Origin of the sequence: Microbacterium allomyrinae, from assembly GCF_020682705.1 — a bacterium.
GTDB classification, from domain to species: Bacteria; Actinomycetota; Actinomycetes; order Actinomycetales; family Microbacteriaceae; genus Microbacterium; species Microbacterium allomyrinae.
This window is the reverse complement of record NZ_JAGTTN010000005.1, coordinates 1-12,971: the sequence shown is the minus strand read 5'-3', so window position 1 is coordinate 12,971 and position 12,971 is coordinate 1. Positions and strand designations below refer to the sequence as shown.

The window sequence follows — 12,971 nt, the reverse complement described above, 5'->3', positions numbered from 1 at the left end:
TTGTGCTACTTACCGGTCGTTCAGTAATGCTACTCTTGCGTTCCATGACAGGCAACACGGATGCCGCGACCCCCGCCCGCACCGCGGCGGAGGCCTCGTCGCCGGCCGTCGCCTATCGCCGCGGCAACGGCCGCATCGACCGGCCGCCGTACGACCTCGACGCGGTGCTGGACGTCGCCGTCGCCACGTTCAACGAGCGCGGCTACGAGGCCACCTCGATCAGCGCGCTGGCCGAGCGTCTGGGCACCAGCAAGTCCGCCCTGTACTACCACGTGAGCGGCAAAGAGGAACTGCTGCGGCGAGCGCTCGACCGTGCACTGGACGAGCTGGAAGCCGTGCTCGAGGCCGCCGTCGTGCTCGAGGGCGACGCCGCTCAGCGTCTGGAGTCGGTACTGCGCGGCGCCGTGCGCGTGCTCGTCGCGGAGCTGCCCTACGTGACCCTGCTGCTGCGGCTTCGCGGCAACACCGACCTCGAGCGCGACGCGATCCGCAGGCGCCGTGATTTCGACCATCGCGTGTCCGAGCTCGTCGAGGCCGCGCACGACGAGGGGTCGCTGCGCGCGGATCTCGACGCCGGCACCACCTCGCGGCTGCTGTTCGGCATGATCAACTCGATCGTCGAGTGGTACCGCCCCGGCGGCCCGATGGACGCCTCCGCCCTCGCCGACGCCACCGTCTCGGTCGCCCTCGACGGCCTTCGGGCGCGCTGACGCCCGTCGATCCGCTCACCGACCGAGCGACGAGGGCGCAGCCGCGCCCGGCTCAGGCCTCCTTGGCCACCAGCGTCAGCACGTCGTACGTCGCGACGATCTCGTCGCGCTCGTTCACGAGCACGGCATCCCAGCGAACCTCGCCGTACTCCTCGCTCTCGCGCGGGCTGATCTGCTTCGCCGTCAAGGTGACGCGCACCTCGTCGCCGGGCGACACCGGCGTCACGAACCGCAGATTCTCGAGGCCGTAGTTGGCGAGCACCGGGCCGGGAGCGGGGTCGACGAACAGCCCCGCCGCCCACGACAGCAGCAGATACCCGTGCGCGACACGGCCGGGGAAGAACGGGTTCGCCGTGGCGGCCTTTTCGTCCATGTGCGCGTAGAAGGTGTCACCGGTGAATTCGGCGAAGTGCTCGATGTCGTCGAGAGTGATCGGCCGCGGCTGCGAGACCACGCGGTCTCCCACGCGCAGCGCCGACAGGGGCTTTCGGAACGGGTGGATGCCGTCATCGGTCGCCGCGCCCGCCCGCCACTGCCCGGTGAGCCGGGTCAGCACCTCGGGCGACCCCTGCAGCGCGGTGCGGCGCATGTGGTGCAGCACCGAGCGGATGCCGCCGAGCTCCTCGCCGCCGCCGGCACGACCGGGGCCGCCGTGCACCAGGTGCGGCACGGGCGAACCGTGGCCCGTCGAGGTCCGCGCGACCGAACCGTCGAGCACGAGCACGCGCCCGTGCCACGGCGAGATGCCCGCGACCAGCGCCGTCACCACATCGGGATCGGCCGAGCACACCGTCGCCACGAGCGAGCCGCCGCCGAAGTTCGCGAGTCGGACGGCCTCGTCGAGCGTGCGGTAACCGATCACCGAGGCGACGGGTCCGAACGCCTCGACCTCATGCACCGCAGCGCTCCTGGCGGCGGCGGGTCCGGCATCCGGTTGCACCTCCCCCTCGGCGTCCTCGTCGCGCGCATCGGCGAACCGCAGCAGCAGCGGCGCGAGGAACGCCCCGTCGGGCGCGTCCCCGACCGAGCCATCCGCACGAACGACCTCGGGCTCGTCGAGCGAACCGATGACGATCTCACCACCGCCCGCGACCAGGTCCATCACGCGCGCCCGCACCTCGTCGCGCTGCGCGAGGCTTGCGAGCGGTCCCATCGTGACGCTCTCGGCGCGAGGGTCGCCGATGACGACCCTGACCGCCAGCCTCGCCCGCACGGCCTCGACGACATCTTCGACGGATGCCGCCGGCACGATCACACGCCGGATCGCGGTGCACTTCTGCCCCGCCTTGGCCGTCATCTCCGTCACCACCGATGCGACGAACGCGTCGAACTCGGGGGTCCCCGACACCGCGTCCGGTCCGAGGAGAGCGGCATTGACCGAGTCCGCCTCGGTGGTGAGCGAGACGCCCCGGACGACCACCGCGTCGTCGCGCCGCAGCATCCGTCCGGTCGACGCCGAGCCGGTGAAGCTCACCGAGTCCCGCGCATCGAGGTGGTCGAGGAATCCGTGGGCCGACCCGACCACGAGCTGCAGCGATCCGTCGGGCAGCAGCCCCGAATCGACCATGACACGCACAGCCGCCGCAGCGAGATACGCCGAGGGCGTCGCGGGCTTCGCGATCGTCGGGACGCCGGCGAGGAACGCCGGCGCGAACTTCTCGAGCATGCCCCACACCGGGAAGTTGAAGGCGTTCACCTGGAACGAGACTCCGGCCATCCGGGTCCAGACGTGCTGGCCGCCGAAGCTTCCGTCGCGCGAGAGCGCCTCGGGTGCGCCGTCGACGAGGACGGTCGCATTGGGCAGCTCGCGCCGCCCTTTCGAGGCGTAGGTGAAGAGCACGCCGATGCCGCCGTCGACGTCGATCATGCTGTCGCGGGCCGTCGCGCCGGTCTGGGCGCTGACGGCGTACAGGTCGTCCTTCGCGGCGGTGAGGGCCTGCGCGAGCGCCTTCAGGATCAGCGCACGCCGGTGGAACGGAAGGTCGCCGAGGGACGCCTGGCCGACCGTTCGCGCGTAGTCCACGGCCGCCGGGATATCGGGGGCGGCTCCGACGCGTGCGACGGGAACGCCCGTGGCGGCATCCTGCAGCAGCGTGGCCCGCGACCCGTCGGGGGCGGCCCATCGACCGCCGATGTAGCTCTCGAGAAGCGGGGCGTCGTCCGCGTGAGCAGACGTGGCCTGACCGATCGGCGTCTCCATCGTCATCCGTTGCTCCTCACCTGCGAGTGAGCCCGTGCGTGGCACCGGCATCCGCTCGTCCTCGTCGACGTCGAGCGTCATGGATTACTGAACGCTCGTTCTGTACGATGATCGCACACGAGAGTGCCCCGCTCAACGCCGCTGCGATCGACGTCGGGCACGCCTCGGGCGAGGCGAAGGGATGCCGAATGGACGATGACGTCTACGCCACCGACCACACCCGCCGCATGATCGCCGGCGACGCGGCGTCGGGGGCGCTCGGCATGCGGGTCGTGCGCGCCGAGCCCGGCCGTGCCGTGGTGCGCATGACCGTGCGCTCCGACATGCTCAACGGCTTCGCGGTGGCGCACGGCGGCTTCGTGTTCGCCTTGGCCGACACCGCGCTGGCGCTGGCGTGCAACGAGACGGAAGCCGTCACCCTCGTCGCCGGGGCCGACATCGCCTTCCTCTCCCCCGCACATGAGGGCGACGAGCTCGAGGCCGTCGCCGAGCGCCGCGCCTTCGAAGGACGGTCGGGCCTCTACGACGTGCGCGTCTCGACGGGCGACGGCCGCATCGTGGCAGAACTGCGCGGGCGCACCCGCGAGACCGGGATGCCGCGCCCCTGAACCCCGCGCCGCACGCGTGCCGCTCGCCCGTCACGTGTTGCCGGTTGGCGACAGCACCGTGACAGGCGGGCGGCGGAAGCGTCAGGCCTTGGACAGCCCGTAGATCGGGCTGACCGACTGCTCGGCTTCGTGGTCGGGGCCGAGCGGGATTCCCGAGCGATCGCGCAGCAGCAGGGTCGCGATCAGACCGACGATCGTCATGCCGGCCAGGTACCACGTGACCGACATCGTCGAGCCGGTCGTCTGCACCAGCCACTGCGCGATGGTGGGCGCGAAGGCGCCGCCGAGGATCGCTCCGATCGCGTACGAGATCGAGACGCCCGAGAAGCGGATGGATGCCGGGAACAGCTCGGAGTACAGCGCCGCCTGCGGGCCGTAGGTGAAGCCGAGGCCGACCGTGAGGATCGCAAGACCCAGGAACAGCAGCCAGATGTCGCCGGTGTTGACCAGCGGGAAGAGCAGGAACACTCCGGCGAGCTGCAGGATCCAGCCGATGATGTACGTCGAACGACGGCCGATGCGGTCCGAGAGGAAGCCTGCGGCGAGGGTCGAGAGCAACCAGGTGACGGCCGAGCCCGCGACCGCCCACAGCACCGGCCCGCGCTCGAGGCCGATCGGGCCCTCGGGGTTGGTCGAGTAGCCCTGGATGTAGCCGCCGGTGGTCATGTAGCCGACGGCGTTGTTGCCGGCGAACACGAGCGCTGCGATGAAGACGAGGAGCAGGTGCTTGCGGAACAGCGTGACGATCGGCATCCGCGCCTTCTCTTTGCGCTCGGCGAGTTCCGCGAAGACGGGGCTCTCCTCGACGCGGCGGCGCACGTAGTAGCCGACCACGATGAGCACGACGCTCAGCAGGAACGGGATGCGCCAGCCCCACACGAGGAACGCATCGCCGGGCGCGATCATCGCCATCAGCGCCATGACGCCCGACGCGAGGAGCAGGCCCAGCGGCACACCGATCTGGGGCGAGGCGCCGAAGGCGCCGCGGCGCGTCTTGGGTGCGTGCTCGACGGCCATCAGCACGGCACCGCCCCACTCGCCACCGGCCGAGATGCCCTGCAGGATGCGCAGCAGCACGAGCAGGATGGGCGCCCAGATGCCGATCGTCTCGTACGTGGGCAGCAGACCGATGAGCGAGGTCGCCGCGCCCATGAGGATCAGCGTCCACATCAGCACGACCTTGCGGCCGTACTTGTCGCCGAAGTGGCCGGCGAGGAACGCGCCGAGCGGGCGGAACAGGAAGCTCACGCCCACCGTGGCGAACGCGACGATCGCGCTGTTGGCGCCGAGGGGGGCGAAGAACAGCTGGCCGAACACCAGGCCGACCGCGGTCGCGTAGATGAAGAAGTCGTACCACTCGACGGTGGTGCCGACGACCGTCGCGAAGACGACCCGTCGCCGGTCGGTCGAAGCGGCGATCGTGCCGGTGGGGGTGAAGCCCGGTGCGCCGCCGGGCGCGGACTGCGGTGTGCTCATTTCATGACTCCTGTGTCGAATGGCTGACGTCGTCGTCACCGGTCAACGCGTTCGGGGAAGGTGTTGCCGGATGTGGGGACGATCATATACGATTTCGAATACGACGCAAGAGCGAGGGAGCTCATGACCACTGAGAACGACACGACAGCGGATGCCGTGGCACCGCCCACGGAGCACTCCCCTGCCGATCCGCGATTCGCGGCCCTCCCCTGTCGCCCCGGCAAGATCGTCGCGATCCACCTCAGCTACGCCTCGCGTGCAGACCAGCGGGGACGGCGGCCGCAGCATCCGTCGTACTTCTTCAAGCCGTCGAGCTCGGTCGCAGCCTCCGGCAGCACGATCGAACGGCCGGCAGGAACGGAGCTGCTCGCCTTCGAGGGCGAGATCGCGCTGGTGATCGGCGCCCCCGCGCGACGGGTCGCGGCCGCCGACGCGTGGAGCCACGTCGCCGCGGTCACCGCCGCCAACGACTTCGGCCTCTACGACCTGCGTGCGAACGACAAGGGCTCGAACGTCCGCTCGAAGGGCGGCGACGGCTTCACGCCGATCGGACCGTCACTCATCGACGCGCGCACGGTCGATCCCGCCGCGCTGCGTGTGCGCACATGGCTGAACGGAGGGCTCGCCCAGGACGACACCACGGCCGGCCTGATCTTCCCGCTCGCGCAGCTGGTCGCCGACCTGTCGCAGCACTTCACCCTCGAGCCCGGAGACGTGATCCTCACCGGCACTCCGGCGGGCTCATCGGTCGCCGTCCCCGGCGACGTCGTCGAAGTCGAGGTCTCGGTCGACGGCGGTCCGACCTCGGGCCGGCTCGTCACGACGGTCATCGAGGGTGCGGCGGGGTTCGACCCCGACCTCGGCTCGCTTCCGGCCGCCGATGACCTGCAGCGCACCGAGGCGTGGGGCTCCCGCGAAGCGGCGGGACTCTCGCCCGAACCCGCCGAGGGCGCCGAACCCACCCCGTCGCTCTCCCCCGCATTGCGCGAGAAGCTCGAAGCCGTCCCGGTCGCCGGTCTCTCGGCGCAGCTGCGCAAGCTCGGACTGAACAACGTCACGATCGACGGCGTTCGGCCGCTGCATCCCGAATCGAAGCTCGTCGGCACTGCCCGCACACTGCGTTTCGTGCCGAATCGCGAAGACCTGTTCGCGAGCCACGGCGGCGGCTACAACGCGCAGAAGCGCGCGTTCGACGCCGTCGGAGGCGGCGACGTGATCGTGATCGAAGCCCGCGGCGAGGCCGGTTCGGGCACCCTCGGCGACATCCTCGCGATCCGGGCGCACGCGCGCGGCGCGGCCGGAATCGTGACCGACGGCGGCGTGCGCGATGCCGATGCCGTCACCGCCGTGGGCATCCCCGTCTACTCCGCAGGCGCACACCCCGCGGTCCTCGGCCGAAAGCACGTGCCGTGGGACCACGACGTGACCATCGCGTGCGGCGGCACCACCGTCCAGCCGGGCGACGTCATCGTCGGCGACCGCGACGGCGTCATCGTCATCCCGCCGGGCCTCGTCGAAGAGGTCGTCGATGCCGCGCTCGCTCAGGAGGACGAGGACGCCTGGATCGCCGCGCGCGTCGCAGCGGGCAACCCGGTCGACGGACTCTTCCCGATGAACGCCGAATGGCGCGCCCGCTACGGCGCGGAGCGCGCTTCGGCTGCAGTTTCCGGCAGCGGCGCCGCAGATCTGCGCAGCCCCAACAGGAAAGTGGAGCCGGACGCGGCGCGGGAGGCGGGGCGATGACCGTCGAGAACGTCGCGACGCCGAGCAAGTCGCAGCTCGCATACCGCTTCATCAAGGAGCGGATCGCCAATCAGGACTACACCCCGGGCTACCGGCTGGTGCTCGGCACGATCGCGGGCGACCTCGCCATGAGCGTGGTGCCGGTGCGCGAGGCGATCCGTCAGCTCGAGGCCGAGGGCCTCGTGACCTTCGAGCGCAACATCGGCGCACGCGTATCGATGGTCGACGACTCGCAGTACCGGTTCAGCATGCAAGCGCTGTCGATCCTCGAAGGCACCGCGACCGCACTGGCGGCACGGAGCCTGACCGCCGACGACATCCGCAACGCGCGCCGGATCAACGAGCTCATGATCGAGACCCTCGGGCACTTCGACCCACGGGCCTTCACCGCGCTCAACCAGGAGTTTCACGCCGTGCTGTTCGAGAAGTGCGCGAACCCACGCATGCTCGAACTCGTCAACGCGGAGTGGGGCCGGCTCGGGCACCTGCGCGACTCCACGTTCAGCTTCGTGCCCGGCCGTGCCCAGGAGTCGGTGCGCGAGCACGAGAGCATCCTGCATCTGATCGAGACGGGCGCCCCGCTCGGAGAGATCGAGCAGGTCGCCCGCCGACACCGTTCGACCACACTCGACGCCTACATGATCCACGAGCACCCCGACGAGGCCCTCGGTCTCCCTGCATTCTGAAACACGCGAAGGAGCACCACATGACCGACACCGTCACGCTCGCCGGAGAGCGCCACGTGCCCGCCGACCTGCCCGACCGCATCCAGCACTACATCGACGGAGAGTTCGTCGACTCGCTCGACGGCGACACGTTCGACGTGCTCGACCCGGTGACGAACCAGACGTACCTCCGCGCCGCGGCCGGCAAGAAGGCCGACATCGACCGGGCCGTCGCCGCCGCCACGCGCGCGTTCAAAGAGGGCCCCTGGCCGCGGATGCTGCCGCGCGAACGTTCCCGGATCCTTCATCGCATCGCCGACATCGTCGAGTCACGCGATGCGCGCCTCGCCGAACTCGAGTCCTTCGACTCCGGTCTGCCGATCACGCAGGCGCTCGGGCAGGCCCGTCGCGCGGCCGAGAACTTCCGGTTCTTCGCCGACCTGATCGTCGCGCAGGCCGATGACGCCTACAAGGTGCCCGGCCGCCAGATGAACTACGTCAACCGCAAGCCGATCGGCGTCGCCGGCCTCATCACGCCCTGGAACACGCCGTTCATGCTCGAATCGTGGAAGCTCGGCCCCGCCCTCGCCACGGGCAACACCGTGGTGCTCAAGCCCGCCGAGTTCACGCCGCTGTCGGCATCGCTGTGGGCGGGCATCTTCGAAGAGGCAGGACTTCCGCAGGGCGTCTTCAACCTCGTGAACGGGCTCGGCGAGGATGCCGGCGACGCGCTGGTGAAGCATCCCGATGTCCCGCTCATCTCGTTCACGGGCGAGAGCCGCACCGGGCAGCTCATCTTCGGCAACGCGGCGCCGTTCCTCAAGGGCCTGTCGATGGAGCTCGGCGGCAAGAGCCCCGCCGTGGTCTTCGCCGACGCCGACCTCGAAGCCGCCGTCGACGCGACGATCTTCGGCGTCTTCTCGCTCAACGGCGAGCGCTGCACCGCGGGCTCCCGCATCCTCGTCGAGCGCCCGATCTACGAAGAATTCGTCGAGCGCTACGCGGCGCAGGCGAAGCGGGTGATCGTCGGCGACCCGCAGGATCCGGCGACCGAGGTCGGAGCGCTCGTGCACCCCGAGCACTACGACAAGGTGATGAGCTATATCGAGATCGGCAAGACCGAGGGCCGCCTCGTCGCCGGCGGCGGCCGGCCCGACGGCTTCCCCACGGGCAACTACGTCGCACCGACGGTGTTCGTCGACGTGGCCCCCGACGCCCGCATCTTCCAGGAGGAGATCTTCGGTCCCGTCGTCGCGATCACGCCGTTCGACACCGACGACGAGGCCCTCACCCTCGCCAACGGCGTGAAGTACGGCCTGGCGGCGTACGTGTGGACCAGCGACCTCAAGCGCGCCCACAACTTCTCGCAAGCCATCGAGGCCGGCATGGTGTGGCTGAACTCCAACAACGTGCGGGACCTGCGCACCCCGTTCGGCGGCGTCAAGGCATCCGGCCTCGGGCACGAGGGCGGCTACCGCTCGATCGACTTCTACACCGACCAGCAGGCCGTGCACATCACGCTCGGCCCCGCACACAACCCGACCTTCGGCAAAGCCGGATCCCCGGCATCCCACTGATCCCGTCGCCCAGCCGAACTCCACACGCAAGGACGCGAAATGACCCACCGTGACGACATGACCCTCACCTCTTCCGGCTTCTACGTGAGCCAGGAGGCGCCGATCCACTCGGACAACCCGGTACCGACGCCCACGAACCCCGCGCCCGACATCCTGCGCTGCGCCTACATGGAGCTCGTCGTGACCGACCTCGTCGCGTCGCGGCAGTTCTACGTCGACGTGCTCGGGCTGTACGTGACGGACGAGGACGACGAGGCGATCTACCTCCGCTCCACGGAGGAGTTCATCCACCACAACCTCGTGCTGCGCCAGGGCCCCGTCGCTGCCGTCGCCGCATTCTCGTACCGCGTGCGCACCGCCGAGGACCTCGACAAGGCCGTCGCGTTCTACTCCGAGCTCGGCTGCCGCATCGAGCGCCGCGCGGAGGGCTTCACGAAAGGGATCGGCGACTCGGTGCGCGTCGAGGACCCGCTGGGCTTCCCGTACGAGTTCTTCTTCCAGACCGAACACGTCGAGCGGCTCTCCTGGCGCTACGACCTCCACACGCCGGGCGAGCTGGTGCGGCTGGACCACTTCAACCAGGTGACCCCCGACGTGCCGCGTGCGGTCAACTTCATGCAGTCGCTCGGCTTCCGCGTGACCGAAGACATCCAGGACGAAGCCGGCACCGTCTACGCCGCCTGGATGCGCCGCAAGCCCACCGTGCACGACACCGCGATGACCGGCGGCGACGGCCCGCGCATGCATCACGTCGCCTTCGCGACCCACGAGAAGCACAACATCCTCGCCATCTGCGACAAGCTCGGCGCCCTCCGCCGCTCCGACGCGATCGAGCGCGGCCCCGGCCGCCATGGCGTCTCGAACGCGTTCTACCTGTACCTGCGCGACCCCGACGGCCACCGGGTCGAGATCTACACGCAGGACTACTACACCGGCGACCCCGACAACCCCGTGGTGACCTGGGACGTGCACGACAACCAGCGCCGCGATTGGTGGGGAAACCCCGTCGTGCCGTCCTGGTACACCGAAGCCTCGCTCGTGCTCGACCTCGACGGCAACCCGCAGCCGGTGGTCGCGCGCACCGACGACTCCGAGATGGCCGTCACGATCGGTGCCGACGGCTTCTCGTACACGCGCCCCGGCGAGGAGTCGATGCCGGAGTACAAGCAGGGCGAGTACAAGCTCGGCAACCAACTCTGAGGGTTTCACGCACTACCCGACGACGAAGGAGAGACGGATGCTGTCACCAGGGCTGATCGCCCAGCTCGCCGACGAGCTCGCCGAGGCCGATCGCACACACGGCGTGATCCCCCGGATCACCGCGCGTTATCCGGACGCGACGATCGAGGACTCGTATGCGATCCAAGGCGTCTGGCGCGACAAGAACATCGCCGCCGGACGCACGCTGATCGGTCGCAAGATCGGGCTGACATCCAAGGCCATGCAGCAGGCCACGGGAATCACCGAGCCCGACTACGGCGTGATGTTCGACGACACCGTGTACGAGTCCGGTAGCGAGATCCCGGTCCACCTGTTCTCGAACGTGCGGATCGAGGTCGAGCTCGCCTTCGTCCTCAAGGCGCCCCTCGAGGGCCCCGACTGCACGCTCGACGATGCCCTGGCCGCGATCGACTACGCCGTCCCCGCCCTCGAGGTGCTGAACTCGCACATCGAGCTCGAGGGCCGCACGATCGTCGACACGATCTCGGACAACGCCGCCTACGGCGCGATGGTGCTCGGCGACGTCCGCAAACGACCCGACGAGATCGACCTGCGCTGGGTCCCGGGTGTTCTGAGCCGCAACGGCGAGATCGAAGAGACCGGGGTCGCCGCCGGCGTGCTCGGCCATCCCGCGACCGGTGTCGCGTGGCTGGCGAACAAGTTCCACCAGCACGGCGCGCGCCTCGAAGCAGGCGAGATCATCCTCGCCGGATCGTTCACACGCCCCATGTGGGTATCGCAGGGCGATAGCGTGCTGTGCGACTACGGACCGATGGGAAAGATCACATGCCGCTTCGTCTAGCCCCGACCTTCCGCGCGGCGCTGGCCGCGCCCGCCGGATCGAGTGCCGACGAAGAAGGCGTACCGAGATCATCCGGTCGCCCCCTCGCCGGGATCTGGGTGTGCTCGGGATCGCCGTTGGTCGCCGAGATCTGCGCCGGAGCGGGCCTGGACTGGATGCTCATCGACATGGAGCATTCCCCGAACGGGCTGGAGTCGGTGCTCGCACAGCTGCAGGCGGTCGCCGCGTACCCCGTGATCCCCGTCGTGCGCGTGCCGATCGGTGATGTCGTGACGATCAAGCAGGTGCTGGACCTCGGAGCGCAGAACCTGCTCGTGCCGATGGTGTCGTCGAGGGCGGATGCCGAAGCCGCGGTCGCCGCCGTGCGCTATCCGCCGCGTGGCACGAGGGGTGTGGGCTCCGCCCTCGCGCGCTCGGCGCGCTGGAACCGCGTGGACGATTACCTCCAGGACGCGGACGCCCACGTGTCGCTGTTCGTGCAGATCGAGACCGCGGCCGGCGTCGAGGCGGCGGCCGACATCGCCGCGGTCGACGGGGTCGACGGCGTGTTCGTCGGGCCAAGCGATCTGGCGGCGTCCATGGGGCTGCTGGGCCAGCAGACGCATCCGGATGTCGTCGCCGCCGCCCTCCGTGCATTCGAGGCCGTACGCGCCGCCGGCAAGCCCGCCGGGGTGAACGCCTTCGACCCGGTCGCGGCCGACGCCTATCTCGAGGCCGGGGCCTCCTTCATCCTCGTCGGAGCCGATGTCGCGCTCCTCGCTCGCGGCTCCGAGGCGCTGGCTGCCCGGTTCGTCGGACCCGCATCCGCCGGATCCGCTGCCGAGCGAGCCATGCCGGAGTCGTCCGAACGCCCTTCGTACTGACGCATGGGTCCTTTCGCGCCGACCCAGGCGTGGTCCCGTCGACCTCGGCGGCCCGAGGAGGGCTCGCATCGTGCGAGAGTAGGCGCGTGAAGAGAGACGTCGCTGCACACATCGAACTGTCCGTGACCGAGACGGCGGATCTCATCTTTTCCGTCGCAGTCGCCTCGACGTACGAACCGTCTGCCGAGAGGCTCGCGCTCACGCTCGACGGCCATCCGCTCGAAGTGATCGAATTCGCCGACGACCACGGCACGCGTCTGCACCGGGTCGAGGCCCCACCCGGAATCCTCGTGCTGGATTACACCGCGACGATCGACGGCACCGTCAGCGACAGCGCAGCGGGCGAGGCCGGGCCCACGGCGAACGTCCCACCCGCCGAGCCGGTGCGCTACACCCGTCCCAGCCGCTATGCCGAGTCCGACACTCTCGCCCCGACGGCCGCGGCCGAGTTCCACGACATTCCGGCCGGACCCGACCTGCTCGCCGCCGTGTCCTCATGGGTCGGCACACGGCTCGCCTATGTCAGCGGATCGAGCCTGCCCACCGACGGCGCCGTGCGCACGCTGCTGTCGCGTCAAGGGGTGTGCCGCGATTTCGCGCACTTGACGATCGCGCTGCTGCGCGCGCGGAACGTTCCTGCCCGCCTGGTCTCGGTCTACGCGCCCGGACTGTCGCCCATGGACTTCCACGCCGTCGCCGAAGCGTGGATCGGCGGGGAATGGCGCGTGGTCGACGCGACAGCGCTCGCTCCACGAGACACGCTCGTGCGGATCGCGACAGGACGCGATGCCGCCGACACAGCCTTTCTCACGGTGCTGTCGGGGCGTTCCACGCTGCAGGACTTCACCGTCACGGCGACCGCGGGCACCCTCCCGAAGGACGACGTGAATCGGCTCGTCTCGATCAGCTGAGCCTTCCTCGAGACCGGGATCACGCACGCCGCCCGAGCACGGCAGGTCGGCCCGAGCACAGCAGGGCGGCCGGAGCGCGGCAGTCCGCCCGAGCGCGGCAGTCCGCCCGCGCGCGGCGCCGGCCGAGCGCGGCGCCGGCCGAGCGCGGCGCCGGCCGAGCGCGGCGCCGGCCGCGACCGCTACAGATTCCCGCGA

At 70.0% G+C, this 12,971-nt stretch carries 11 protein-coding genes; 9 read left to right on the top strand and 2 right to left on the bottom strand.

Annotated features, from left to right (window positions below; all coding sequences use genetic code 11):
* The first annotated feature begins 44 nt into the window (after nucleotides 1-44).
* Complete coding sequence (locus tag KEC57_RS14080; protein ID WP_229385278.1) at nucleotides 45-710, top strand: TetR/AcrR family transcriptional regulator; 666 nt, start codon at nucleotides 45-47, stop codon at nucleotides 708-710.
* 52 nt (nucleotides 711-762) lie between these two features.
* Here the strand turns inward: KEC57_RS14080 and paaZ are convergent, their stop codons facing one another.
* Nucleotides 763-2,910, bottom strand: a complete 2,148-nt coding sequence (gene paaZ / locus KEC57_RS14075) for a phenylacetic acid degradation bifunctional protein PaaZ (protein ID WP_229385549.1) — start codon at nucleotides 2,908-2,910, stop codon at nucleotides 763-765.
* Between the two features lie 107 nt (nucleotides 2,911-3,017).
* On the opposite strand from paaZ, the gene paaI reads away from it, so the two are divergent.
* Nucleotides 3,018-3,518 carry a hydroxyphenylacetyl-CoA thioesterase PaaI gene (gene paaI / locus KEC57_RS14070; protein ID WP_229385277.1) on the top strand — a complete coding sequence of 167 codons (501 nt, stop codon included), beginning with the start codon at nucleotides 3,018-3,020 and terminating at the stop codon, nucleotides 3,516-3,518.
* An 81-nt stretch (nucleotides 3,519-3,599) separates the two neighbouring features.
* Here paaI and KEC57_RS14065 read toward each other — a convergent pair whose 3' ends face one another.
* Nucleotides 3,600-4,994: an MFS transporter gene (locus tag KEC57_RS14065; protein ID WP_229385276.1), complete on the bottom strand. Its 1,395-nt coding sequence runs from the start codon at nucleotides 4,992-4,994 to the stop codon at nucleotides 3,600-3,602.
* A gap of 123 nt (nucleotides 4,995-5,117) precedes the next feature.
* Here KEC57_RS14065 and KEC57_RS14060 point away from each other — a divergent pair, with 123 nt between their 5' ends.
* From KEC57_RS14060 to KEC57_RS14030, 7 genes are all read left to right on the top strand, one after another.
* On the top strand, nucleotides 5,118-6,737 hold the full coding sequence (locus KEC57_RS14060; protein WP_229385275.1) for a fumarylacetoacetate hydrolase family protein: 1,620 nt from the start codon (nucleotides 5,118-5,120) through the stop codon (nucleotides 6,735-6,737).
* Nucleotides 6,734-7,423 carry a GntR family transcriptional regulator gene (locus KEC57_RS14055; protein WP_229385274.1) on the top strand — a complete coding sequence of 230 codons (690 nt, stop codon included), beginning with the start codon at nucleotides 6,734-6,736 and terminating at the stop codon, nucleotides 7,421-7,423. Before KEC57_RS14060 ends, KEC57_RS14055 begins: the two co-directional genes overlap by 4 nt.
* A 20-nt stretch (nucleotides 7,424-7,443) precedes the next feature.
* On the top strand, nucleotides 7,444-8,979 hold the full coding sequence (gene hpaE, locus KEC57_RS14050) for a 5-carboxymethyl-2-hydroxymuconate semialdehyde dehydrogenase (protein WP_229385273.1): 1,536 nt from the start codon (nucleotides 7,444-7,446) through the stop codon (nucleotides 8,977-8,979).
* Nucleotides 8,980-9,018: 39 nt separating this feature from the next.
* The gene (hpaD, locus tag KEC57_RS14045; RefSeq protein ID WP_229385272.1) at nucleotides 9,019-10,179 is read left to right on the top strand and encodes a 3,4-dihydroxyphenylacetate 2,3-dioxygenase; all 1,161 of its coding nucleotides are present in this window, start codon (nucleotides 9,019-9,021) and stop codon (nucleotides 10,177-10,179) included.
* A 37-nt stretch (nucleotides 10,180-10,216) separates the two neighbouring features.
* Entirely contained in the window at nucleotides 10,217-11,002 is a 786-nt protein-coding gene (locus tag KEC57_RS14040) for a fumarylacetoacetate hydrolase family protein (protein ID WP_229385271.1), read from the top strand.
* Nucleotides 10,987-11,865 carry an HpcH/HpaI aldolase family protein gene (locus KEC57_RS14035; protein WP_229385270.1) on the top strand — a complete coding sequence of 293 codons (879 nt, stop codon included), beginning with the start codon at nucleotides 10,987-10,989 and terminating at the stop codon, nucleotides 11,863-11,865. The genes KEC57_RS14040 and KEC57_RS14035 overlap by 16 nt, the downstream gene beginning before the upstream one ends.
* A gap of 86 nt (nucleotides 11,866-11,951) precedes the next feature.
* On the top strand, nucleotides 11,952-12,776 hold the full coding sequence (locus tag KEC57_RS14030; protein ID WP_229385269.1) for a transglutaminase-like domain-containing protein: 825 nt from the start codon (nucleotides 11,952-11,954) through the stop codon (nucleotides 12,774-12,776).
* The last annotated feature ends 195 nt before the right edge of the window (nucleotides 12,777-12,971 follow it).